This is a genomic window from Pseudomonas sp. ADAK2 (assembly GCF_012935755.1).
Lineage (GTDB): Bacteria > Pseudomonadota > Gammaproteobacteria > Pseudomonadales > Pseudomonadaceae > Aquipseudomonas.
In genome coordinates this window covers 830,159-853,603 of sequence record NZ_CP052862.1, presented here as the reverse complement: position 1 = coordinate 853,603, position 23,445 = coordinate 830,159, and the positions used below count along the sequence as shown (strand labels likewise).

General features: G+C 55.5%; 19 protein-coding genes and 3 pseudogenes. 10 read left to right on the top strand and 12 right to left on the bottom strand.

Features of this window, described 5'->3' with window-relative positions:
• Nucleotides 1-35 precede the first annotated feature (35 nt).
• Genes HKK52_RS03860 through HKK52_RS03850 form a run of 3 tightly spaced genes read left to right on the top strand, consistent with a single transcriptional unit; the run spans nucleotide 36 to nucleotide 4,023 of the window.
• Entirely contained in the window at nucleotides 36-1,310 is a 1,275-nt protein-coding gene (locus HKK52_RS03860; RefSeq protein ID WP_169369614.1) for a c-type cytochrome, read from the top strand.
• Nucleotides 1,307-1,771 (top strand): (2Fe-2S)-binding protein, encoded by a 465-nt coding sequence (locus tag HKK52_RS03855; protein ID WP_169369613.1) that lies wholly within the window; start codon nucleotides 1,307-1,309, stop codon nucleotides 1,769-1,771. Before HKK52_RS03860 ends, HKK52_RS03855 begins: the two co-directional genes overlap by 4 nt.
• Nucleotides 1,768-4,023 carry a xanthine dehydrogenase family protein molybdopterin-binding subunit gene (locus HKK52_RS03850; protein ID WP_169369612.1) on the top strand — a complete coding sequence of 752 codons (2,256 nt, stop codon included), beginning with the start codon at nucleotides 1,768-1,770 and terminating at the stop codon, nucleotides 4,021-4,023. The genes HKK52_RS03855 and HKK52_RS03850 overlap by 4 nt, the downstream gene beginning before the upstream one ends.
• A gap of 21 nt (nucleotides 4,024-4,044) precedes the next feature.
• Here HKK52_RS03850 and HKK52_RS03845 read toward each other — a convergent pair whose 3' ends face one another.
• On the bottom strand, nucleotides 4,045-4,917 hold the full coding sequence (locus HKK52_RS03845) for an SDR family NAD(P)-dependent oxidoreductase (RefSeq protein WP_169369611.1): 873 nt from the start codon (nucleotides 4,915-4,917) through the stop codon (nucleotides 4,045-4,047).
• Nucleotides 4,918-4,989: 72 nt separating this feature from the next.
• On the opposite strand from HKK52_RS03845, the gene HKK52_RS03840 reads away from it, so the two are divergent.
• Entirely contained in the window at nucleotides 4,990-5,514 is a 525-nt protein-coding gene (locus HKK52_RS03840) for a MarR family winged helix-turn-helix transcriptional regulator (RefSeq protein WP_202027633.1), read from the top strand.
• Nucleotides 5,515-5,734: 220 nt separating this feature from the next.
• On the opposite strand, the gene HKK52_RS03835 is transcribed toward HKK52_RS03840, so the two are convergent.
• The 9 genes from HKK52_RS03835 to HKK52_RS03795 all read right to left on the bottom strand — a co-directional run bounded on the left by HKK52_RS03835 (nucleotide 5,735) and on the right by HKK52_RS03795 (nucleotide 14,894).
• Nucleotides 5,735-7,072, bottom strand: coding sequence for an OprD family porin (locus HKK52_RS03835; RefSeq protein ID WP_169369610.1), 1,338 nt, complete (start codon nucleotides 7,070-7,072; stop codon nucleotides 5,735-5,737).
• Between the two features lie 125 nt (nucleotides 7,073-7,197).
• Nucleotides 7,198-8,853 (bottom strand): cation acetate symporter, encoded by a 1,656-nt coding sequence (locus tag HKK52_RS03830; protein WP_169369609.1) that lies wholly within the window; start codon nucleotides 8,851-8,853, stop codon nucleotides 7,198-7,200.
• Nucleotides 8,850-9,212 carry a DUF485 domain-containing protein gene (locus tag HKK52_RS03825; RefSeq protein WP_169369608.1) on the bottom strand — a complete coding sequence of 121 codons (363 nt, stop codon included), beginning with the start codon at nucleotides 9,210-9,212 and terminating at the stop codon, nucleotides 8,850-8,852. Before HKK52_RS03825 ends, HKK52_RS03830 begins: the two co-directional genes overlap by 4 nt.
• 31 nt (nucleotides 9,213-9,243) lie before the next feature.
• Complete coding sequence (locus HKK52_RS03820; RefSeq protein ID WP_169369607.1) at nucleotides 9,244-10,464, bottom strand: FAD binding domain-containing protein; 1,221 nt, start codon at nucleotides 10,462-10,464, stop codon at nucleotides 9,244-9,246.
• The gene (locus HKK52_RS03815; RefSeq protein WP_169369606.1) at nucleotides 10,461-10,943 is read right to left on the bottom strand and encodes a VOC family protein; all 483 of its coding nucleotides are present in this window, start codon (nucleotides 10,941-10,943) and stop codon (nucleotides 10,461-10,463) included. The genes HKK52_RS03820 and HKK52_RS03815 overlap by 4 nt, the downstream gene beginning before the upstream one ends.
• A 293-nt stretch (nucleotides 10,944-11,236) precedes the next feature.
• A complete protein-coding gene (locus HKK52_RS03810; protein WP_169369605.1) occupies nucleotides 11,237-11,938 on the bottom strand; it encodes a TetR/AcrR family transcriptional regulator in 702 nt (233 codons plus the stop codon).
• Between the two features lie 67 nt (nucleotides 11,939-12,005).
• A complete protein-coding gene (locus HKK52_RS03805; protein WP_169369604.1) occupies nucleotides 12,006-12,650 on the bottom strand; it encodes a DsbA family protein in 645 nt (214 codons plus the stop codon).
• An 80-nt stretch (nucleotides 12,651-12,730) separates the two neighbouring features.
• On the bottom strand, nucleotides 12,731-13,648 hold the full coding sequence (locus HKK52_RS03800; RefSeq protein WP_169369603.1) for a LysR family transcriptional regulator: 918 nt from the start codon (nucleotides 13,646-13,648) through the stop codon (nucleotides 12,731-12,733).
• Between the two features lie 28 nt (nucleotides 13,649-13,676).
• Nucleotides 13,677-14,894, bottom strand: coding sequence for an MFS transporter (locus HKK52_RS03795; protein WP_169369602.1), 1,218 nt, complete (start codon nucleotides 14,892-14,894; stop codon nucleotides 13,677-13,679).
• Nucleotides 14,895-15,424: 530 nt separating this feature from the next.
• On the opposite strand from HKK52_RS03795, the pseudogene HKK52_RS32920 reads away from it, so the two are divergent.
• From HKK52_RS32920 to HKK52_RS03785, 3 genes and pseudogenes are all read left to right on the top strand, one after another.
• Nucleotides 15,425-16,180 (top strand): annotated as a pseudogene (locus tag HKK52_RS32920) (cache domain-containing protein); the annotation flags it as partial.
• Between the two features lie 36 nt (nucleotides 16,181-16,216).
• Nucleotides 16,217-17,038 (top strand): methyl-accepting chemotaxis protein, encoded by an 822-nt coding sequence (locus tag HKK52_RS32915; RefSeq protein WP_442962286.1) that lies wholly within the window; start codon nucleotides 16,217-16,219, stop codon nucleotides 17,036-17,038.
• An 84-nt stretch (nucleotides 17,039-17,122) separates the two neighbouring features.
• Nucleotides 17,123-17,572: pseudogene (locus tag HKK52_RS03785) on the top strand (site-specific integrase); the annotation flags it as partial.
• 454 nt (nucleotides 17,573-18,026) lie between these two features.
• Here HKK52_RS03785 and HKK52_RS03780 read toward each other — a convergent pair.
• On the bottom strand, nucleotides 18,027-18,917 hold the full coding sequence (locus HKK52_RS03780) for a LysR family transcriptional regulator (RefSeq protein WP_169369596.1): 891 nt from the start codon (nucleotides 18,915-18,917) through the stop codon (nucleotides 18,027-18,029).
• A 126-nt stretch (nucleotides 18,918-19,043) separates the two neighbouring features.
• Here HKK52_RS03780 and HKK52_RS03775 point away from each other — a divergent pair, with 126 nt between their 5' ends.
• The 3 genes from HKK52_RS03775 to HKK52_RS03765 are packed head-to-tail and all read left to right on the top strand — an operon-like array spanning nucleotide 19,044 to nucleotide 21,255.
• Nucleotides 19,044-19,784, top strand: a complete 741-nt coding sequence (locus HKK52_RS03775; protein WP_169369594.1) for an SDR family oxidoreductase — start codon at nucleotides 19,044-19,046, stop codon at nucleotides 19,782-19,784.
• A gap of 33 nt (nucleotides 19,785-19,817) precedes the next feature.
• Entirely contained in the window at nucleotides 19,818-20,327 is a 510-nt protein-coding gene (locus HKK52_RS03770) for a DUF1097 domain-containing protein (RefSeq protein WP_169369592.1), read from the top strand.
• Nucleotides 20,328-20,358: 31 nt separating this feature from the next.
• On the top strand, nucleotides 20,359-21,255 hold the full coding sequence (locus tag HKK52_RS03765) for an SDR family oxidoreductase (protein WP_169369590.1): 897 nt from the start codon (nucleotides 20,359-20,361) through the stop codon (nucleotides 21,253-21,255).
• A gap of 95 nt (nucleotides 21,256-21,350) precedes the next feature.
• On the opposite strand, the pseudogene HKK52_RS03760 reads toward HKK52_RS03765, so the two are convergent.
• Nucleotides 21,351-23,439, bottom strand: a pseudogene (locus HKK52_RS03760) (proline dehydrogenase family protein); the annotation flags it as partial.
• Between the last annotated feature and the right edge of the window lie 6 nt (nucleotides 23,440-23,445).

The following is a 23,445-nucleotide window of genomic DNA, read 5'->3' as shown; positions in this document are numbered from 1 at the left end:
AAATCTGTCGTTAATTCAGCTCGAGAGGTAAGGCGATGAAGCGCAAGACGATCATCGGTGCCGTTCTGGCAATCGGCGTCGTGGGATTAGGGTTTGCGTTCTGGATGATGTGGAGGCCGGAAATTGCCACTGTCAGCCAACACCTGAATGCTGATCGCGAAACGCTGGACAGAGGCCGTCGCGTCGTCGAAGCGGGCGACTGCGCGGTCTGTCACACACGGCCAGGGGGCGCCTACATGGCCGGCGGTTTGCCGCTGGTAACCCCCTTCGGCACCCTCTTCACCACCAACATCACCCCGGACCCGGAAACCGGTATCGGTCAGTGGTCGCTGGACGCCTTCGAGCGGGCCATGCGTGAAGGCATCGCGCGTGACGGCCACTTTCTGTATCCGGCTTTCCCCTACGTGCATTATCGGAAGATGAGCGATGCCGATATTGCCGACGCCTATGCCTTCCTGATGAGCGTGGACCCGATCAAATACACCGCACCGCCAAACCATATGGTCTTCCCCATGAACTTCCGCCCGCTGGTGTCTTTCTGGAACTTACTGTTCCTGCATGGGGATCCGCTGGAACCACTTCCCAACCAATCAGTGCAATGGAATCGCGGACGCTATCTGGTCGAGGGCGCGGGACACTGTTCATCCTGCCATTCGCCCCTGAATCCGATTGGCGGGGAGAAAGGCAGCGAACTGTTCAACGGTGGCGTCGTCGACGGCTGGACAGCTCCTGGCCTGCGCGGAATGACCGAGGCACAGCATCCCTGGAATGAAGCCCAGTTGGTCGCCTATCTGACGGGCGAGGTCGCCGAAGGACATGGCGCAGCGGCGGGCCCGATGTTGCCGGTCAGCCTGAGCATCGCGCAATTGCCGACGGAAGACGCGCATGCCATCGCACAGTACATTCTTGACCTCAAGAAAACTTCATCGGATGCCCCATCGCCGCCCTGCACCTCTGGAGTCAAGCCCAGCGCCAGGGCGCTTCTGGGTGCCGCGTTGTTCGACGGGGCCTGCGCGAGTTGCCACGGCAGCGCGGCCCCCATGCGCGTCATTGAATCGCGGCCGGCACTGGCGAACACCTCAGCGGTGATGGCGGACTCGCCACGCAATTTGATCCAGACCATCCTGCAGGGCATCCCGATGTCCAGCGCCGCTTCCAGCCACTACATGCCTGCCTTCGCCCACAACCTGGACGACACCCATGTAGCTGCACTTGCCGAGTACCTGCGCAACGAAAGTTGTGCGAACCGCCCCTGGACGGATCTCGACAAGACAATCAAAAGTATTCGGGCTCAGGAGCAGCAACCGTGATCACACTTGACATCAACGGCAAGACTCACGAACTGGACATCGCGGACGACATGCCCCTGCTATATGCCTTGCGCAATCAGATGGGGCTCAATGGCGCCAAATACGGCTGCGGACTGGGTCAATGCGGCGCTTGCACTGTGTTAGTGAACGACAAACCGGTGTTTTCCTGCCTGACGCCATGCGGCGCGCTGGCGGGCAAATCGGTGCGCACCGTCGAAAGCCTGGGCAGCGTCGACCAACCGGGGCCGTTGCAGAAAGCCTTTATCGATGAACAGGCCGCCCAGTGTGGTTATTGCATCGCGGGGATGATCGTACGGGCGCAGGCACTGCTGGAGGCCAACCCTCATCCAGACGATGAAACGATCCGCCGCCACATGGCACCGAATTTATGCCGCTGCGGCACCCATGTGCGGATCTTCGCCGCGATCAAATCGGTTGTCGCGAAGGGAGGCAAGGTATGAAAACCCCCAGGCAAGCCGTCAATCTGAGCCGCCGTGCCTTCGTGATAAACGGGGCTTTGGTGATGGGGTTCGCGATGCTTCCGGACATTCCCAGCGCTTTCGCCGACACCGAAGTGGACACCCTGGGGACGTCAATCCTGGCACCCGATCTGCCCGGCAGCCTGCGGGCCACGCCCTATCTGGACGCCTGGATACGCATCGATGCGAAAGATGGCATCACCGTCTACACCGGCAAAGTGGAGCTGGGCACCGGTGTCAAAACTGCGCTCCTGCAGATCGCCGCTGAACGCCTTGAAGTGCCACCTGAGCTCATCCGCTTTCTCACTGCCGACACCGCGCTGACACCCAATGAGGGTTACACCGCCGGCAGCCATACCATCGTCGACAGCGGCACTGCGCTGTTCAACGCCGCGGCCCAAGTGCGTCAGTTGTTACTCGAGTCCGCAGCACGGCAATGGCAGCGCAGCATCGACAGCCTGACCACGCGGGATGCGGTGATCTACGATGCACAAGGCCGCAGCATGACCTACGCACAGGCAGTGGTAGGGGTTCAACTGCATCGCTTTGCATCGGCCAACTCGCCCTTCAAGCCAGCCAGCAGCTTCACCCTGATCGGCAAATCGTTGCCTCGGCTGGACATACCGGCCAAAGTCAGTGGCGGCGCGGCCTATGTGCAGGACATGCGCCTGCCCGATATGCTGCACGCCCGTGTGATACGTCCGCCCCGGCGTGGCAGTCAGCTTCTTGAAATTGATGAGGCCGCCATCAGGAAACTACCCGGAGTGGTGAAACTGGTCCGCAATGGCAGCTACCTCGCCGTGGTCGCCACCGATGAATGGCTGGCGGTCAAAGCGATGCGCGAGGGCTACGCCAAGGCCCGCTGGACAGAAGGGAACCCGCTACCTGACTCGACACACATCCATCAACTCCTCACCGAATTACCGGCGCGGCGCTACCCGGTGAGTGCCAAGGGTGACCTCCCGCAACCGCTACCGCGAGCTTACAAAGCCCGAGTGACCAAGCAATACTTGATGCACGGCTCCATCGGGCCTTCCTGCGCAGTGGCCTGGTTCAAGGATGGAACATTGACCGTCTGGACCCATACCCAAGGTGTATACCCCCTGCGCTCGGGTATCGCCGAGATGGTCGGGCTGCCGGTGGCCCAAGTGCGTTGCATCCACGCTGAAGGTTCCGGTTGCTATGGCCACAACGGCGCCGATGACGCCGCCGCCGATGCCGCATTGATTGCCATGGCCATTCCCGGCAAGCCGATACGGGTGCAATGGATGCGCGAACAGGAAAACCTCTGGGAACCTTACAGCTCGGCCATGCTTGCCGAGGTGGAAGCGGGACTGGACGACAGTGGGCGTCTTCGCGACTGGAAATACGAACTCTGGAGTACCCCGCACAACGAACGTATCGTCAATGCCGGGCGCTTGTTGCCGGCGTGGCTGTTGGCCAACCCCTTCACCCCCGCACCCTCAGTCCCGATTGCTCAGCCCGAAGGTGACGGCGACCGCAATGCCGTTCCGTTGTATGAGATACCCAACCTGAAGGTCGATCTGAACTTTGTGCTGACCATGCCATTCAGGACCTCGGCCATGCGTTCGCTCGGTGCCCATATCAACGTGTTCGCCATCGAGAGCACCCTCGATGAACTGGCGGCCACGGCCACCATCGACCCGGTGCAATTTCGCCTGAATCACTTGAGCGATCCGCGAGCACGGGCGGTGGTGGAGCGCGTGGCCGCTGAGTTCCGCTGGCCGCAAAAAGCCACGGGCCCCGGCAGCGGGATCGGCTTCGCCTTTGCCCGCTACAAAAACATCATGGGTTACTGCGCGATCGCCGTGCAGTTGCATGTGCAGCGCCAGACTGGGCAAGTGACGATTGATCGCGTTGTCGCCGCGGTGGATGTGGGGCAAATTGTCAGCCCCGACGGGCTGCTCAATCAGATCCAGGGTGGCATCGTGCAGTCCGCGAGTTGGACGCTCTATGAACGAATCCTCTATGACGCAGGCGGCATGCATAGCTTCGACTGGAGCGGCTATCCGATCATGCGTTTTACGGATATGCCGCACCAGGTCGAGGTCCACATGATTGATCAGCCGGATCAACCATTCCTTGGTGCCGCAGAAATCGTCCAGGGGCCCATGGCCGCAGCATTGGGCAATGCCATCAACGATGCCACCGGCAAGCGCTTGCTCGACCTGCCCCTGGCACGACGTGGCTGGCAGGATGCATTGGGGTCATGATCGATCCGGGCGGTATTGACGTTAAGCCCTGTAATGTCTGGCGAGCAGGGCTGACGTCGCCGCCCACAGTTCCTGGCAGGCGGTGACGTTATCCGCTGGAGGCGTAGGCTGTATAGGTTTCGCGTCCTTCACCGAAAAGTAGCCACCCGATGCCGGAGAGAGATCTGAATCGGTAGCCAAGCGGACGATGATGTCCGCACCGCGCTGCGGATCACCGATGCGCAACCCATTTAGAGCCCTGGCCAGCAACGTAGAGAATCCCAGCTCGCGGCCAAACCCCGTGACGTTGAAGCCTGGGTCCAGACAGTTCACCGCAACGCCGGTGTCTTGAAGCTGACGCGCCAGTTCCTGCGAAAACATGATGTCCATCAGCTTGGTTTTCGAATAGCTCTTCGAAGAGCCAAGGCGCGTGAATGGAGCGGTGTCGAAGAGATCTCGTTCCAGATCCAGCCCGCCGCTGCGTCTCGACGCCTCTGAAGCGACAGTGATAATTCGCGAAGGAGCCGACCGAACCAGCGTATCTCGCAAGCCGTTTGTCAGCAGCCAGGGGGCGAGGTAGTTCACCGCGAGCATCTCGGCGTGACCATCAACGGTGACACGCTGCTCAAATGCGTGAATGCCAGCGTTGTTGATCAACACATCAATACGCTCGTATTGCGAAGCGAGTTCAAAGCCGAGCGCCGCAACGGAATCGAGGCTGCTGAAATCCGCGTAATGAACGTCGATACGCGCATCAGGTGCAGCCGCATGAATGCGCTCGCAGGTTGCAGCAGCCTTTGTCTTGTCACGCGCAGTCAGAACGAGATGGGCACCTCGCTTGGCCAACTCGATGGCAGCAAGCTGACCAATTCCGCTGGTGGCGCCTGTAAGGACAATGGTGACGTTGGTATTCATTGTGTTTTTTCACTGTCCGCGAAGGCATTTAATGGATTAAAGTCCACTATAATCTCGAATGCATATTTGTCCATGAACAAACCGCCGACAGGCTTTCGCAGGCAGAAACGGGAAAAGACGGGAATGGAACCACCAAAAAACAAATCGCTCACTCAGCCCGCTCACGATCGAGAGCTTCTGGTTCTCGCTCTGGGTGAACAGTTCAGTGCGCTGCTGAGTGCCTCGCGTGCCCTGACGGTCGCGACATCAGCCGAATTTCACCCAGAGTTGCCACCCGCAGCGTTCCATATCGCGCACTGGCTGCACGCGTTCGGGCCGGCGAAGGTAAGTGGTGTCGCCGAGGCTGTAGCGATGGATCGCAGCGCGACGAGCAGGTTGACGGCGAGACTCATCCACTTGGGACTGGTAGAGGCGCAACCGGATCCTTCGGATGGTCGAGGCACCCTTTTGAATGTGAGCCATCAAGGCCGTGCCAGAATCCGCCAGGCCATTGCTCACAAAGGCGACGATTTTCGGCAGCGTATCGACGGCTGGAACGATGAGGACCTGGAACAACTGACGCAATTGCTGCGTCGATTCAACAGAATGTCAGCGTGACGGAATAAAAAAGGCGGTGAAGGATCACTTGCACCGCCCTACCCCATCGAAGGGAAATGTTGCTCTTCTATAAAACATGCCGTTGGAAGAGAACGACATGTACACGCAACACTTGTAAAAGCGCTGCCTGTCAGTTACAGCGGCCCGTCACACTCGACCGGTCCACCGAATACATTTTTGATACCTGAATATCTGCCCTGAAGCGCCCTCGATCAAGAAACTAAAACAACGCCAGTTGGTAATTGATAATCACGCGATTTTCGTCTTGCTGACGAGCGTTGGGGATGTTGTTACGCACCATTGCATTTTTCCACATCACGCCAAAGCCTTTTAACGGGCCCGATTGCACGACATAGGCCAACGTAATATCACGTTCCCATTCGCTGGAATTGCTGGAAGCAACAGTATTAATATCATCCCCCTTGACATACACAACACCCGCTGTGGCTCCTGGCAAACCCACTTTTGCGAAGTCAAAAGAATAACGGGCTTGCCATGACTTTTCGCCGGCACGAACAAATTTCTGAACCTGCATTTCAGTAATGGTATAGGTGGTTGGGCCATCGCCCTGGTTTAAATACGGGAAGTCGCTTTTACCATTGCTGACTTCATAACCTGCTCCAAAGGTATGGCCCGCGACGGCGTAGGTAAATAGTCCACTGAACAGATTATTATCGACCTCCCCTTTTAATGTATTTCCACCGTAGTAGCCTGTCGTGAAATACGCAGGATCATGGCCGTTTGCGTCATCATTTTTGCTATTAAAATATCGAACATCACTGGTCAGCACCCCGGGACCGATTGCCCAGTTGTGAATGAGCCCCAAGAAGTTTTGCTTATAAAAATCTTTCAGATTGCCGTAATAGTATTGCAAGGTTAGATCTTTGGTCAGCTTATAATCGCCACCGGCGTAGATGAATTTATTACTGAAGCGACCTGTGACCGCATTGTTCGCACCCGCGATGGACATATTTTCATTGTTGCTGGAGTTACGCCCCTTCACCTCGTCGATTTGGCCGCCCACCAAGGTCAGGTCTTTGATATCTGCCGAAGTAACCTGGGTTCCTTGCCAGGTTTGTGGCAATAACCGTCCGTCATTGCTGAAGATCACTGGCAGTTTTGGAACCAGGGTTCCGAGTTTCAGTTCGGTCTTGGATATTTTTACCTTGCCGGTCAACCCGAGGTTGGAGACATCGTCAACCGCATGATCGTCGTCGCTTGGAAACACGATGCCGCCGTAGTTTGTCCCCGTTGGGTTGCCATGCTTGCCAGCACTTGAATCCAGTCTGACACCCAACATGCCTAACGCATCAACCCCGAAGCCTACGGGCCCGGGGGTGTAACCCGATATGAACTCTAGTTGAAAGGCTTGTCCCCATTCAGCTTGATAGCTCTGGTTGGCGGCTTTCTGAGCGGGTGTCGCTGAATCTCGGTAATCGCTATTGATATAGAAGTTACGCAGTTTAAGCGCCGCTTTACTGTCATCGATGAAACCCGCCGCATGGGCTTGCTGCGCCAATACACACATGGCGACTGCAACAGTCAAAGTACATTTCATTTATTCACACCAAAGTTGAGATTATTATTGTTGTATAAACTACATAGTAACTTTTCAGGCGCAAGTATTCACATGAGCTGCACTTTCATGCAGCAAAGAGTTAATGTGGAGAGTAAAAACCCGAATTAATCAGCTTTCAGCTGCGCATTCCATGTAGCCGGCGTACCCAGTTCAGAATCGACCAGCTGATTTTCGAATCGATTGCGTTCATCGATGGCACTGACCGAGCGATCGGTAATAGAGAACCAAAAGATACCGACAAATGCTACGGCCATGGAAAACAAGGCTGGATATTCGTATGGGAACCAGGCTTGCGAATTATGGAGGATCTTGACCCACACGGTCGGGCTAAGAATGCATAGGGTAATGGCTGATACGAGCCCCAGCGATCCGCCAATCACGGCGCCACGTGTCGTCAGGCCCTTCCAGTAAATCGACAATAACAGCACGGGGAAATTGGAACTTGCGGCGATGGAGAACGTTAAGCTCACAATAAATGCGATGTTCTGTTTTTCAAAAGCAATGGCCAATAGAATCGACAGCACACCCAACACTATGGTTGTAACGCGAGAGACGCGCATCTCTTCACGGTCGCTGGCGGTGCCTCGGCGCAAGGCATGTGCATAGAGGTCATGTGAAACAGCAGACGAGCCTGCAAGGGTGAGCCCTGCCACTACCGCCAATATCGTCGAGAACGACACAGCACACATGAATCCCAGGAAAACATTACCGCCAACGTTGTGTGCGAGGTGAATCGCAACCATGTTAACTCCGCCTAATATGCCACCTGATGCATCGTGATAATCGGGATTGCTGGCAACCAGGGCGATAGTGCCGAAGCCAATGATAACGATCAGGGCATAACCGATGCCGACCAGACCTGTGGCATAAAGAATACTTTGGCGCGCGGCCTTGACGTTACCGACAGTGAAAAACCGCATGAGAATATGTGGAAGGCCTGCCGTGCCGAAAACTAATGCCAATCCTAGGGAAATCGCAGACACCGGGTCGGTAATCAGGCCACCTGGACTCATGATTGCGATATGGGAAGGATGCACTTGGGTCGCTTGAGTAAACAGGTGGTTCAGGCTGAATCCGAATTGCGACAGCACCATGAAAGCCATGAACACGCAGCCGGTCAGCAGTAATACGGCCTTGATAATCTGAATCCAGGTGGTTGCTAACATCCCACCAAAGAAAACATAAATCACCATAAGCGTGCCCACTAGAAGCACCGCTGCGGTGTAATCGAAACCAAACAGCAACTCAACCAGTTTTCCGGCACCTACCAGTTGAGAAACCAGGTAAAGCAATACGATCACAATGGAACTGGAGGCCGAGAATGCTCGTATGGGGCGCTGCTTTAGCCGATAGGACAGTACGTCTGCCAGGGTGTACCTCCCCAGATTTCGCAATGGCTCCGCAATCAGAAACAGAATGATTGGCCAACTGGCAAGGAAGCCGATCGAGTAAATCAGCCCATCAAATCCACTGGTGAAAACCAAGGCAGAGATACCTAGCAAAGACGCCGCAGACATATAGTCGCCCGCGATAGCCCACCCATTCTGGAAGCCGGTAATTTTTCCTCCTGCGGCATAGTGATCCGCGACGCTATTGTTTTTGCGTGCCGCCCACCGTGTGACGAACAGAGTGAAAATAACGAATGCCAAAAACATGCCGATGGCAATGGGATTATGTTTTTGTACGGCGCCAGGGACGTCGGCCGCGTATACCGTTACCGAAGCAAGCATGGCGTAGATTGCAATAAGTAGACGCTTCATTTGTTGAAGCTCCTGATAATTGTTTTTAGTTTAGGGTCGTAGCAGGTGTTAGTGCGCCAGACATAGACAGCAACGAGGAGAATCGTGAAAGCGAGCATTCCAAAACCGATTGGCACGCCCCACGTCATCGGCTGCCCTTCTGTGATAGGCGTACCCAAACGGGCAGGTATAAAGGCCAGGGAAAGAATAAAACCAAAATAGACGGCGAGCATAAGTGCCGTCATGCTCCACGAAAATAGTCGGCGCTGTTTTACCAAAGCACGAAACTCCGGATTTTCGAGAATCGGGTTTTGAATAGTATCGTCAACCTGCTCAGCGGGCATGGTCGGGCCACCGTCTTGCGGATATGCATGTTCCATGGTGATCTCCTGCAAATGGCTTTTGGCTGAATTAAAACTTCACGGGCACTGCAGTCTCACGCATCACGGCTTCCGGGGTCCGGTACAACTCCGCCATTTCACGCTCTTCCTCGCTGCTCAGTTGCGCCTGCATATACGCGCCAAGATGCCTGGCGTGCTGAACAATCGACGCCCCGAAACGACTGCGTTGCTCGCTATAGTCCGCTAATGCCACTTCAACGGATGCATGTCGCTCCAGTGCCTCTACGATTGCCAAAGCATCACCGGCGGCCTTGGTAACCCCCATCCCGCAATGGGGACGCGCCACAAATGCCGCGTCGCCGAGCAATGCGATACGTCCGAAATTCATCTTCGGTACTTCTAGATCGTAAATTGGCTGGAATAACGGCTGAGCAGCTTTCTTGACGACTTCGGCAAACTGCGGAGCCAGTAATGTCTCTGCGGACTTGTACATATTGTCGAGCACGTCACGGCGTATCAGCGCCGGAGGAATACCACCTTCAAATTGTTTACCGCTTTCATCCCTCAGCAAATCCTTCAAGTCATCGTCACCGCTGGTGCGGTACCACACAAAGTTGTAACGGCGCTCGCCGACCAGAGTGCTGTTGGAATGCCCGGCGACTGGATACCCCAGTATCTGTTCATGCGGGGGCAAACAAAATGCGAATTTATCGAAAAGTGCGGCGTGGGCAGCATCAGACAGAGCACTTTCATCGACTAACCCGCGCCATGCGATATAGCCGGCATATTGCAGGTGCACATCGGGTAAAAAATGTTGGCGAATCGTCGACCGAAACCCATCAGCCGCAATAATGACGTCTGCTTGATGAGTCGTCCCATCGGCCAATGTAACGCTGGCATGGGTTTCAGTACTTTCGACCGACACCACACTGCCACCGCAGCGATACAGCGAGTCTGGGAATGCAGAGCGAAGCACTTGGTACATCTTCCCCCATGCAGTTAGCGTTTGTGGGAGTGCGTTCTCAAGTACGACATCGCCGTCCTGGGCCAAAGTGACGCGCGAAAGCACATCAATACCCACAGATGCGTCGAGGGGAATTCCCGCTGCGGCCATCGCTTCGAACAATTCAGGATGTGTAACGATCCCCGCGCCTCGTCCAGCGAGTTCATCCGGAACGCGTTCAAAGACCTCAACGTCCCAGCCTTTGCGCAACAGCATATTTGCTGCAAACAGGCCGCCCAGCGAGCCGCCCACGACAATGGCGCGGGACTTGGTCAAGGAACTCATCATGGCTGCTCTCCCACAGTCGCAGCGGCATGGGAGGCGTAAGAACCCACCGCATCGATCTCGGAGGCCGGGAAATTAAGCTCGATGGTGACACCTGACGGATCTTCGATGAACACCTGATGCAGGCCAAGACTCGGAACGGTGCGATCACGCCACGCAATCCCTTCGGCTTTGAAGACGTTCCAGAACTCGACCAGGCCGGTGACCAGAAAAGCAATGTGATCAACGGTTCCAGTGCCTGTGAGCGGGATTTCTTTGTCGCCCAGGTATTTCTTCAGGCCTTCAGGGTTGGAAGGATCAACCCCGATAATGTGGACCGTGCCGAAGTCCTTCTCATCTCCTCCCATGTACAACCAAACGCCAGGAAAATCGAATGGCGGCCGGTAGCCAGGAGTAAAACCGAGCACCCTTTCATAAAATCGGCTGGACTTCTCCAGGTCGAACGACCGTATCGAGTAATGAGCGAGCTTCACGACTTGCATGGTGCCTCCAACAGTTTTTTGTATTTATTTATCAGTTGATAAACAATACGACCTGACGAAATCGAAGTAAATAGATGGAGGATCAAATTTTTGAGGACAAGCTTGAACCACGATGTGGCGTCGCCCACAGAGATCGGGCTTCAGGCGTTGGGAAAGGGCTTTTCAGCACAGGATGGTGCGCGTGCGCCCTTCAGCACCCGTTCAGTTGAAGGCTGAAACAGGTGATGAGTGGTCGACAAAAAAGAGGGGCAAAACAGGAGATCAGGAGGCAGGAAACGGCGAATCGAAGCCGATCAATTCAAGCGAGGCTTCCCACCGAGATCGTTATCGACTTGCTGCAGTACGTGAGGACTGCCGTTAAGGAACGCATCGACCATTTGCTCGATCAGTGCATCAATGTCTTCAGTCACTGGAAGATCGTAAATCCATTTGCGCACACCGATATAGAAAATGCTGGCATGCAGACTCCAGATCAGTTCGAGCTCTTTTTCATTGATCGTTTCACCTGAGGACGGCGCCAATCCATGAGCGTGGCGGATTTCTGCAATGACAGGAATGAATACCCGCTCACGCAACTTAGCCAGATACCGATCATTGATACCTTCACGTGTCAGCCCGGCAAATACGAAGATACGAATCCACTCTCGGCGCAGAATCACACGAGCATATGAGGTGTAGAAATGCACCAGGCGAGACTGGAGGGGCTCGGATCGATCCTTGATCATCGACTCCCACGAAGAATCCCACTGATACACCTCGTCGTACACGCGGTCTATGAGTGCCTCTTTGCTGGGGAAATATCGATAGAGTAAAGGTTGGGTAATGTCCAATTGTCGCGCCAGCTCACGGGTACTGCCCGAGAATCCGCACGTCGCAAAATGCTCAATAGCTTTCTGCACGATTTGCTTTTCTCTGACCTCGGGCGAAAGGCGCCGAGTCGTCGGTTTCGCTGATTTTCTCGATTCGTTCCCGTCGCTATCTTTTGAGTCTTGCATAACGCCTCGCTGGAGCTTCATTGAGGCATCATACAAAACAAAAGAATGTACTGGCTATGAACCCCACCTATTTGTCCAGACGGCTTTCAATATCCTTCTTGAACAAGGCGGGTCGGCTTAAGTAATGCCCCATGGCCAACACTTCCATTTGGCCATCGATCTCCAGCGCAAATGCCGGAAAGCCGCGCGCATTCAGAGCTTCAAGCATCCCGTTGCTGCGGTCGATGTGGTCCTGCAATGAGTCTGCAGTGATCGCATCAAAAGTTGCCATAAACACTTCGGGCTCATACCCAAGCTCATCGGCAATTCCAGCGATTACCCTTCGGTCAGCAATGGCCTGGCCTTCTTGGTAGTAGGCAAATTGCAGGCGTTTGAGCATTTCGATGCCGCGTCCGGAAAGCTGTTGAGCGGTCAACATCGCTGCAATCGGTGGTGAAGAGTCCAGTTGGACATTTTCATGTTCCAGTACGCCTTGAACATAGGCGTCCGCGAAGGTTTGTTTGCTGAATGCAGTAATCCGGGCTTCGTGAGGACGAACAAAATCGCGCCACTCACCCGACATCAACTTGCTTTTGTCCCCCGAGAGCATGCCCACGCCATGAGCCTGTATTTCCAGACCAGGAATCGCGGTGGCCGCCGTGATCATCGGCGCCGCGCCATAGCACCAGCCACAGAACGGGTCGTAGATGTAATGCAATGTCGCAGTGCTCATTCAATTCTCCGGGGATCTGCCGTGCCCACACGGCGAAAGGGGTTTGTTTCGTCAAGTGCTCGAAAACAACAATGAAGCGATCAGCTCTCGACTAAGCCTTCAGGCCCTAGCAATTCGCTAATGAAATCGATAAACGCATTGACGCGCTTGGAGCCACGATGATTGGGAAGATACAGCGCAGAAATGGCCGAACTGGCCTCGTTCGGATTGATAACAAAAGGCTCAAACAATGAAGTCAAATCACCGCTGCCGATATCGTCGTTGACGAGCCAGTCAGGTAACAAAGCCACCCCGCCACCCGCCAGCGCAACTTCACGCAAAACTTCCGCATTGTTACTTTTGAAGCGGCCCTCAATCGGAACTCGAGTCTCCTCACCTTCCTTTAAGAAAGTCCACACCTGTTGCTTTGGGCCATAACTGAAAAGCAAGCACTCGTGCTGCATGAGGTCCATGGGATGTTCAGGAAAACCATGTGTATCCAGGTACTCGGCGCTGGCCACCACCCGGCGTCTGAAATGACCGACGGGACGACTGACGACACCATCCATGACTGCTGCCGACCCCAATCGGATCGCAAGATCGACGCGCTCCCCCAGTAATTCAACGATGTCGTCGGAGAGCGTCATGTCCAACACAAGTTGAGGGTAACGCTTCAACAGCGAGGCAATATGAGGCGCAATCAGACGGCGCCCAAGCGCTACAGGCACGGAAATACGAAGATGCCCTGCAGGGAGCTCCCCGCGGTCAGTGACCGAGGCATCCGCCTCGGCAACAGCATTCAGTACCTCCCGCGCTTTCAAGTAGTAGGCGGCCCCGGCATCTGATAATGAGATTTGACGCGTGGATCGATTAAGCAGGACAGCGCCCAGTTCCGCCTCAAGCCCATCGATCATCCGAGTAACAGAAGACGTCGCCAGGCCTAACTGTCGAGCGGCAGAAGAAAAGCCCTTCGAATCCACAGCCTGGACGAACATCTTCAATGCGAGCAACTTGTCCATGACACTCCTTGCCTCAGCCGTTGTTCATCTAGCGCATTGCGCCAATTCGGGTCCGACGAGAAACCACCGAGAAGACGACTAGAGCGATCAATGACAATGCGCTTCCCGCCGCAGCAATCGCCAGCCACCCGGCGTGTTCATAAAGCGAACTGGCCACCGAAGAACCCATTGCGCCGCCAATAAAGATACTGATCATGTACAACGCATTCAGGCGGCCTCTGTTGGCAGTGCCCAGGGCATAGACAGCTCGCTGGCCCAGCACCATGTTCATTTGCACAGCAAAATCCAGCGCTACACCGGTGACCGCTAACCCAATCACACCGTAAAAGGGATTGATGAAGGCAGGAAGGAAACTCAATACTCCCAGCACCATGGCCAGCTGGGACGCTCGTCGGGTATGCCCTGCATCAGCAAGTCGGCCACTGATAGGCGCGGCAATGGCACCGATGGCGCCAACCAGAGAGAAAATCGCAATCTGACTTTGCGTGAGGCCGAACTCACGACTCAATATCAGCGGCACGGCGGTCCAGAACAAACTGAACGCCGCAAACATCAGCCCTTGATAGAGCGCGCGATGACGCAATACAGGCTCACGGCAAAACAGTTCGCCGAGGGACTTCAGCAATTGACCGTAAGACGCGCGATGGGTCGGCTGCCATTTGGGCATGGTCATGCCAATCACGATAGAGATAACGAGCATCAAGGCAGCGGCGCCAATAAATACGGCCCGCCAGCCCAAATGATCGGCAACCAGACTCGACAGCGGACGCGCAAGCAGAATCCCCAGCAGCAATCCCCCCATAATCCCGCCAACCACCCGGCCGCGAGACTCCTCCGGTGCCAGATGTGCGGCCAATGGGATAAGCATTTGCACGGAGACTGAGCTGAAACCGATGAGCGCCGATACCACCAGAAATACACTCGGCTGCTTGGATAAACCGGCGGCGATCAGGCTGAAGATCGTAATCACGATCGTCGTGATCATCAGCCGGCGGTTTTCTACCAAGTCCGCCAAGGGCACCAGGAAAAACAATCCGAGCGCATAACCAATCTGGGTCAGCGAAACAATGAAGCTCGCGCTTCCATTCGACATGCCAATATCCGGGGCGATCAAGCTAATAATCGGTTGTGCGTAATAGATGTTGGCCACGATGGCACCACAACAAAAAGCAAACAGAAGCACCAGCCCCTTCGTCATCGATGCTTTTTGTACCGTCGCTGCTGTATCACTTGTAGAAACGCCCATGTCATAGACTCCTGAGGTTCGACAGCGGTGACTCTCCGTTGAAGGTCACTTGCATTCATGTTTGCCAGGCCAACAACATAGGCGGCACTGCACCTCGAGAGAATATGGACAGGACGCAACGTCGCGTTGCGTCGTGCGCAAGATACCCGCGCTCAGTGAACGACCCCGCTTGATTCAATGAAGAGGAGTTGATCGAGTCACTCATTGTTGGCCACTCCTACTTTTTGAAATCGATACCTGCCCGCGTGGGGTGAAACCTCCATCTATGGCCGAGCATCGACAAGCGGTTTCCGCTGGGCGTAGACTACTATTGATCAGTCGATCATTAAAGACTCTTTTCATAAAAATGGAGAGCCGAGCTTCAACCAAAAACACCCCCTACTTTTATGCCGCGCTGAGCCAATTGGCTCAAGGTAAAAATGGGTGGGTCACAATAAAATCTCTTGAGTGAGGCGAAACTCATCGTGACGCTTAATCTTCGTAGCAAAGTCATCCTTCTGGCGATTATCCCCGGCCTTTTACTGGCGTCGATGATCAGCGGCACCACCTTTTGGGTTTTGCAAAAGCTGGCGTCCGAGGAGGTTGCGCAGACGCGCGAGCTCCTGATCAACGAGCGAAAAACGTCACTGAAGCACTATATGGAAATTGCCCAAGCTTCGATTCAGTCGATATATGACGCTTCCCGCTATGGAGATCTGGAGGCTCGCGATCAGGCCGTGAAAATTTTGCGAACGCTGAGTTTCGATAAACAAAACTATTTTTACGGCTATGACTCCACGTCTGTTCGAGTGTTCTCTGCAAACCTGAACACCGATATCGGCAAGAGTTTTGTCGATAGCAAAGATGCCAACGGCGTGTATGTCATTCGCGGGCTGGTTGAAGCAGCCAAGACCGGCACTCATTTTTTTCGCTACGATTGGCAGACGCCCATCAGCCCTAAACCTACGCCCAAGCTCGGTTACACCGTTTACCTGGACAAGTGGGATCTGATCTTGGGCACCCAAGTAAATCTGGACGATCTTGAAGTTCAGGTGCAGGCCATCGCCAGTGAGCGCTATACGCGGATCGGCCAGTACACGTCATACATACTCACCCTTGCTTTTTGCGTGTTGCTACTCGTAGCGCTGATCGCCATTTGGCTTGGCAACAGCATTGTGAAACCAGTGCTGGTCATCAAAAAGAACCTGGACGACATTGCCGCTGGAAATGGAGACCTGACACACCGTTTGCCGATTTCAAGCAACGATGAGCTGGGCGATTTGGCTCACTCGTTCAACTTCTTTGTGGAAAAAATCCATAGCCTTGTGCGACAGATTGCCGAGATGACCGGGCAATTATCCGAACTGGTCGAAGATATGGCGGCCCAAGCACAAAGGTCGGAGCAGGCCATGGATCGTCAGCGCCACGAGACAGATCAGGTAGCGACCGCCATTCATGAAATGTCCACGGCTGCGCAGCAGGTTTCCGTCAGCGCCCAAGGTGCTTCACACGCAGCGCGAGAAACCAGCGATGTAGGTGGGCAGGCAAGAGATGTCGTCAACAAGAGCATCGATAGCATTCATTCATTGATTGAAGAAATCGGGCAAAGCAGTTCGTCTCTCGACAGCCTGAACAAGGATGTGCAGTTGATTGTTGGCGTAGTAGACGTCATCCGCTCTATCGCAGAACAAACCAATCTATTGGCATTGAACGCTGCCATTGAAGCCGCAAGGGCCGGCGATGCAGGACGTGGATTTGCAGTGGTCGCGGACGAAGTTCGAGCCCTGGCCAGCCGTACGCAAAAGAGCACTCAGGAAATCCATGGGATGATCAGTCTGCTTCAAAAAGGCACTCAAGACGCCATGGTCACAATGAGCCGCTCCAGCGAATCAGGGAAACTAACGGGTGAGCTGGCAAATCAGGCAGGATTGTCTCTGGATGCCATCAGCCGACTCATTTATACAATTAATGACATGAATGCTCAGATCGCCAGCGCTTCCGAAGAACAGACCGCCGTCGCCGAGGAAGTAAACCGCAGCATGACTCACATCTCCCAGGCGGCTGACGTAGTCGCCGGGGACGCAAAAAATGGCGCGCAAGCCTCTAGAAATCTCACTGACCTAGGCAACCGGCTGGGCCGTTTGGTTGGACAGTTTCGGATTTAGATGTGAGCCTTTGAATTAGTTTGCGGATTTAAGGCGGGTTTCTCCATCCTAACGGAATAAGCGAAAAAGACTCCGTGACGTTTCACCGGCGACTCTCAGTGGTGCTTTCCCAACAAGCAAGATGATCAGCATGTGGACGTGAAAGTGGTGAGCAAACAGGTCGGCGATCGCCAGGCCCGATTCAAAAACCGCAAGGCCCTGTCACGACGGCGTCACGACGACACGCTGGTGCTGGCCGACGGCCAGAACGGTGACTGGACGCCGCATGATCAACGCCGCACGGGCGCGACCATGATGCAGGCTTTGGGGGTCAGCCTGGACGTCATCGATCGTTGCCAAAACCATGTGCTAGCGGGTTCTCGCGTCAGGCGCCACTACCTGCATCACGATTATGCCGAAGAAAAGAAACGCGCCTGGAACCTGTTGGGCGATCGGCTCAGTGCCGTGCTGTCCTCAGCCTACGAGCACCCACCGACCGAGTCGGTGATGTTTTTTCCAGCATCCGCCGTCACTGGATCCCTGCCGCCTTCATAGGTCAGATTCATCAATACTGAATTGACCTAGCTTACTGAGACAGACACGAAGGGCCTGTGGTGTCCGGTTATTGTCGGTGCTCAGCGGTAGCTTTCGGCCGATTCTGGTGAAAAAGCCGGGGTAGTCACAGCAGTCGAGTTTGAGGCTAGAAATGCATCATTTACGCGCTCGTATGAAAAAGCTGACACGGTTCGTCACTCAAAACCCGGCAGATTTCAATCTCCATTGCGTCATTTTTCACGGCGACGATTTCGGCGTAATTTTCAACAGGGTCGGCCAAAAGCGCAGTCAGAAAAATCAAAAACCATATTCGCCACGCTACAGCCTGTGAAGCGATCTGGCTGCACCTTTGCCATATTCATTACCGTGTTATAAAACTAGAACACGTTAGGTGCCCGTTCGAGTTCACGCTTCCAAAGATCGTTACTGGCCTGATACTCATTCCCCCCTCACATCATCGCACCTCAGCAAACACCTCCCCTAACCAGTCCACAAACACCCGCACCCGTGGCGACATGTGGCGGTTGTGCGGGTAAAGCACCGAAACTGGCATAGGCGGCGGTGGCAGGTCAGTCAGAATCTCTTTCACCAGCCCTTGGACAATCTGCGTTTCTATTCGGTAATGCGGGCACTGAATGATGCCGAGCCCGGCAATCGCCGATGCCGCGTAGATCTCTGCGCCGAATACTGACAGTGCGCCCTCGATGAGCACTTCCTTCAGCTCGCCGTGGACCATGAATTCAAACGGAAACAGCTTGGCCGTGGTGCGCGAAACGTAGTTCACCGCGCGGTGATGACTCAGGTCGGCGAGGCTTTGGGGTTCGCCGTACTTGCGTAAATATGCCGGGCTGGCGCAGGTAATCTGCCGCAGGTTGGCCACGCGTTTGCCGATCAATGCCGAGTCCCCCAAAGTGCCGGCGCGCAACACGCAATCGACGCCTTCGGCGATCAGGTCGACAAAACGGTCGGCTTCGCTGATTGACAATTCAATGTCTGGATAACGGGCCATGAATTGTGGCAATGCTGGGATCACAAAATGCTTGGCCAGCGTGCCATGCAAGTCCACGCGCAACCGCCCCTTCGGCGCCACACTGCGAAACGCCAACTCGGCTTCTTCCAGTTCCGCCAGCAACTGCACGCAACGCTGGTAATACGCCTCGCCGTCCAGCGTCGGCTGCACCTTGCGCGTGCTGCGTTCCAGCAAACGCGTGCCGAGCCAAGCTTCGAACTGGTTCAGCGTGTGGGTCAGAGTCGCCCGCGGCAGATGCAGGTCCTCAGCCGCGAGAGTGAAGCTGCTGCGCTCATAAATCCGCACAAACACCTTCATTGCTTTGACTTGATCCACGGCCAACTCCAGGCGTTCGATTGTTGGTGTTTTTTGAACAGTAAAGCCAACTTTCGTGCATTTATCGCCCTGAGTAAACATGTGAATCTGGCTTCACCCCATAAAAACCACTTCCCAGGAATCATCATGACGGCTCAAACATCGAAAGTTGCAATCGTCACCGGCGCCTCCCGCGGCATCGGTGCGGTAATCGCAAAACACCTGGCCAGCGAAGGCTTCGCTGTCGTCGTCAACTATGCCAACAGCGCCACCGAGGCCTCGAAGCTGGTGGTCGAATTGCGTCAGGCTGGGCATCAAGCCATAGCGGTCAAGGCCGACGTGGCAAGTGCCGATGACGTACGCCGACTGTTCGACGAAACCGAGGCACAGCTTGGAACAGTGAGTGTGCTGGTAAACAACGCCGGCATCCTCAAGGTCATGCCGCTGGCGCAACACACGGACGAACTGTTCGACCAGAACTTCAACATCCACGCTCGCGGCACTTTCAATACCCTGCGCGAAGCAGCGACCCGCTTGAATGCCGGTGGGCGAATCATCAACTTTTCCAGCAGCACCGTCGGCATGAACCTGCCGGGCTACGCGGCGTACATAGCGAGCAAGGCGGCGGTGGAATCACTGACCCAAGTCTTCGCCAAGGAAATGCGCGGTCGTAACATCACCGTCAACGCCGTGGCACCAGGCCCGGTCGCTACTGACCTGTTCCTGCATGGCAAGAGCGAAGAACAGATCCAGACTTTCGCCAAGATGTCTCCGCTTGAGCGTCTGGCTCAGCCAGAAGACATTTCCCGGGTGGTTTCCTTCTTGGCTGGCCCTGATTCGGCCTGGGTCAATGGGCAAATCCTGCGCGTCAACGGCGGCCTCGTTTGAGCCGTTCCATCGACCTTGAAAGGAGTGATGATCATGAGCCATCCAGGCAACACCACCGCTCGCACCGGGCAATCGAAACTGATGTTCACGCTATTTACCGCTGTCGCTGCCGCCACCGCCGCACTGGCGGCAGGTTCCAGCTTGCTGCTGAGCCTGCCGGTCTGGGCGATGTTCGTCGGTTGGGTCGCATTCTTCAGCCGCGGGTTGACCTTGCGCGATGGCTTGGTGAACCTCGGTTGTGTGCTGATGGGCATCGTCTTCGGCATGGGCGCGGCGCTGAGCATCGGTGCCCTGTCCCCCACCTTCGGCCTGTTTGCTCTGCCCATCGTGGTGTTTGTCGTGGCGATGGTCGTGGTGTCACTGCGGGCCACCCGGACGATGAACAATATCGTCGCCTACTTCCTCGGCCTGATCGCTTACTTCGCCGCGCACCTGGCACCGTCCCTGGAAAGCTTCTTTGAACTGGGCGGCGCCGCCAGCCTCGGCTCCTTTGCCGGCTGGTTGTCCCATGCCATACAACGACGACTTTCCCGTAACGCCTGAAACCACCCTCACTGTGCAGGAGATCAATACCATGAAATCCGTCATTCTAATTACCGGTGCCTCAAGCGGTTTTGGTGCACTGACTGCCCGCGCACTCGCCGACGCTGGCCATACAGTCTATGCCAGCATGCGTGAAACCCTGAGCCGCAACGCGTCACAAGTGGCTCAAGTACAGCAGTACGCCGACCAGCATCAGGTCGACCTGCGTAGCGTCGAACTGGACGTCGCTTCAAGTCAATCGGTCGAGGCCGGCGTTGCGAAAATCATTGCGGATTGCGGTCGGCTGGACGTGATCGTTCATAACGCCGGGCACATGTCCTTCGGCCCCGCCGAGGCTTTTACGCCTGAGCAGTTCGCCCAGCTCTACGACATCAACGTATTGAGCACTCAGCGGGTCAACCGCGCCGCACTGCCGCAATTGCGCAAGCAGGGTCGAGGGCTCGTGGTTTGGGTTTCGTCCAGCAGTGCACGCGGCGGTACTCCGCCTTATCTGGCACCGTATTTCGCGGCCAAGGCAGCGATGGATTCGCTCGCGGTGTCCTACGCCAGTGAGTTGGCGCGCTGGGGTGTGGAAACCTCGATCATCGTGCCGGGCGCCTTCACCAAGGGCACCAATCACTTCGTACATTCCGGCTCGCCCGCCGACCAGGCCCGCGCCGCCGAATACAATGAGGGTCCTTACGCCGGTGTACCGGATCAGGCACTCAAAGGTCTGGCGGCCCTGGAGCCGGAGGACGCGGATGTCGGTGAGGTAGCTAACGCCATCGTCGAAATCGTCGACATGCCCTTCGGCAGCCGCCCGTTCCGCCGCCATATCGACCCGTCCGAGGACGGTGCCGAAATCGTCAACGCTATGGGCGACCGGGTGCGGGCTGAAATGTTCCGCCGCATCGGCCTGGAAGACCTGCTCAAGGCCGCTATTCGCTAAAGCAATCCTACCCATTAAGCGGCCCAAGAACTCCTTGGGCCGTCATCATCGCCATCGATCGTATTGGTGCGCCACGCACTACCTTACGCCTGTCTTCAATCGGCGAGCGGCACTGATGGCATATTCAAGTGCCTGTTCGACATCCTCGAGATCAGCAGATTGAACGTGTCCGACGATATCGCGCAAATCCGAAGGATTGCAGACCGACTTTGGATCACCGGGACGACCCACTCCGCCTAATATAGGGGCCGCCGTCCATTCAGTGTTTACGGTTGCGAGTAACGCACAGGATAGTGAGGCAAGGCGATGCTCATTCGCCAAGTCGATCCCAGAAGAGTTCGAGCGATCTACACCATACAAATTCCTTGGCAACGAAATTTTCGGATGAGGAAGACCATAAGCCCCATCCTCAAATGCCATCGCATCCACCGTCAGTACCGGATCGGCAACCAATTCCTGGACAGTGATCGAATGGTCAGCGATGCGGTTGACAAATGACGTATTGGCGCCGTTTTCGAGTAGACGCCGAACCAGATACGCCAAGAGAGTTTCATGAGTTCCTACGGGGGCATAAACGCGGCAGGGCCTGTTCAGTTTCCCTTCGGACGCCTTACCGACGACCTGTTCATAGAGCGGCTCGCCCATGCCATGAAGGCATTGGAACTCATATTGCCCCGGGTAGTAGTTCTGGCCAGCGATGTGGTAAATCGCTGATAGCGTATGGGCATCGTGCGTTGCGAACTGCGGATAGATTGCCTCGGGAACAGCCAGCAGTTTGCGTGCGCAGGCAATATAGGAAACATCGGTGTACACCTTGCGGGTATAGACCGGATATCCCTCCAACCCCTCCACTTGGGCACGCTTGATTTCACTGTCCCAGTAAGCGCCCTTGACCAGCCGGATCATCAGGCGATGACGGCTTCTGCGTGCCAGATCGATCACACAGTCGATCACATAAGGGCAGCGTTTCTGATATGCCTGAATGACAAAACCTATGCCATTCCAGCCTGACAGCTCGGGTTCGAAGCAAAGCCGCTCGAGCAGATCGAGCGACAGCTCCAGACGATCAGCCTCCTCGGCGTCGATGTTCAAGCCGATGTCGTAGCGCTTGGCCAACAACGTCAATGAAAGCAGGCGCGGATAAAGCTCAGCCATCACTCGATCGTATTGCGCGCGACTGTAGCGCGGGTGCAGCGCCGAAAGCTTGATGGAGATTCCTGGCCCTTCATAGATTCCCCGCCCGTGAGAAGCCTTACCGATGGCCTGGATGGCCTGAGTGTAGGACGCCAGGTACTTTTGTGCGTCGTGCTCGGTCAAGGCGGCTTCGCCCAGCATGTCGTAAGAATAGCGAAAGCCTTTGGACTCGAATCGGGTCGCATTGGCCAGCGCTTGGGCAATGGTTTCGCCAGTGACAAACTGCTCGCCCATGACCCGCATAGCCATGTCCACGCCTTTGCGAATCAGCGGTTCTCCGCCTTTGCCGATAATGCGCGTGAGCGTTGAAGTCATGCCGGTTTCGCTGTGGGTGGAAACCAGTTTCCCAGTCAACAATAGTCCCCATGTCGCCGCGTTCACGAACAATGAGCCGCTTTTACCAATATGCGTCTGCCAGTTGCCATTGCTGACTTTGTCGCGGATCAAAGCATCTCGCGTGCCCTTATCTGGAATGCGCAGAAGCGCTTCGGCAAGGCACATCAGGGCGACGCCTTCCTGCGATGAAAGCGAGAACTCCTGAAGCAAGCCTTGAACAAGTCCCGCTCTACCGCTGGCGTTTTTCTGATTGCGCAGCTTCTCGGCGATGCCGGAGGCTAGTTTAATAGTCGATGAAGCCATCTCTTCAGATAATCGTGCCTGTTCCAACAGCATCGGCACCATCTCTTCTTCCGGCCGTCGATAGGCTGAAGTGATCGCCGCTCTGAGCACCGACTGCGGATGGATATTTTCCGCCAGATCCAGAAAAGGCTGACAAGCCGACTCCACCGGCAGCTCACCTTGTTCTTCCGGACCGCCGAGGTTGGTGCCGACCAACTCATCCAGCGTGGCTCCACCTTCGAGCTTCTCCAAACAATTGAAGAGTGCCTGCTTGATCAACCAATGCGGAGTTCGATCAATCGATGCGGCCGCAGTTTTGAGACGTTCACGGGTCAGGTCGTCGAGTTTCACGCCGAGGGTAGTCGCCATTATAAAAGC

Bases quoted from the DNA above. Each gene is read 5' to 3' on its own strand.
- HKK52_RS32915 (WP_442962286.1), top strand. From the start codon at position 16,217: ATGACCGGGCAATTATCCGAACTGGTCGAAGATATGGCGGCCCAAGCA.
- HKK52_RS03795 (WP_169369602.1), bottom strand. From the start codon at position 14,894: ATGGGCGTTTCTACAAGTGATACAGCAGCGACGGTACAAAAAGCATCG.
- HKK52_RS03775 (WP_169369594.1), top strand. From the start codon at position 19,044: ATGACGGCTCAAACATCGAAAGTTGCAATCGTCACCGGCGCCTCCCGC.
- HKK52_RS03800 (WP_169369603.1), bottom strand. From the start codon at position 13,648: ATGGACAAGTTGCTCGCATTGAAGATGTTCGTCCAGGCTGTGGATTCG.
- HKK52_RS03835 (WP_169369610.1), bottom strand. From the start codon at position 7,072: ATGAAATGTACTTTGACTGTTGCAGTCGCCATGTGTGTATTGGCGCAG.
- HKK52_RS03840 (WP_202027633.1), top strand. From the start codon at position 4,990: ATGAACAAACCGCCGACAGGCTTTCGCAGGCAGAAACGGGAAAAGACG.
- HKK52_RS03820 (WP_169369607.1), bottom strand. From the start codon at position 10,464: ATGATGAGTTCCTTGACCAAGTCCCGCGCCATTGTCGTGGGCGGCTCG.
- HKK52_RS03860 (WP_169369614.1), top strand. From the start codon at position 36: ATGAAGCGCAAGACGATCATCGGTGCCGTTCTGGCAATCGGCGTCGTG.
- HKK52_RS03815 (WP_169369606.1), bottom strand. From the start codon at position 10,943: ATGCAAGTCGTGAAGCTCGCTCATTACTCGATACGGTCGTTCGACCTG.
- HKK52_RS03845 (WP_169369611.1), bottom strand. From the start codon at position 4,917: ATGAATACCAACGTCACCATTGTCCTTACAGGCGCCACCAGCGGAATT.
- HKK52_RS03810 (WP_169369605.1), bottom strand. From the start codon at position 11,938: ATGCAAGACTCAAAAGATAGCGACGGGAACGAATCGAGAAAATCAGCG.
- HKK52_RS03825 (WP_169369608.1), bottom strand. From the start codon at position 9,212: ATGGAACATGCATATCCGCAAGACGGTGGCCCGACCATGCCCGCTGAG.
- HKK52_RS03770 (WP_169369592.1), top strand. From the start codon at position 19,818: ATGAGCCATCCAGGCAACACCACCGCTCGCACCGGGCAATCGAAACTG.
- HKK52_RS03830 (WP_169369609.1), bottom strand. From the start codon at position 8,853: ATGAAGCGTCTACTTATTGCAATCTACGCCATGCTTGCTTCGGTAACG.
- HKK52_RS03765 (WP_169369590.1), top strand. From the start codon at position 20,359: ATGAAATCCGTCATTCTAATTACCGGTGCCTCAAGCGGTTTTGGTGCA.
- HKK52_RS03805 (WP_169369604.1), bottom strand. From the start codon at position 12,650: ATGAGCACTGCGACATTGCATTACATCTACGACCCGTTCTGTGGCTGG.
- HKK52_RS03850 (WP_169369612.1), top strand. From the start codon at position 1,768: ATGAAAACCCCCAGGCAAGCCGTCAATCTGAGCCGCCGTGCCTTCGTG.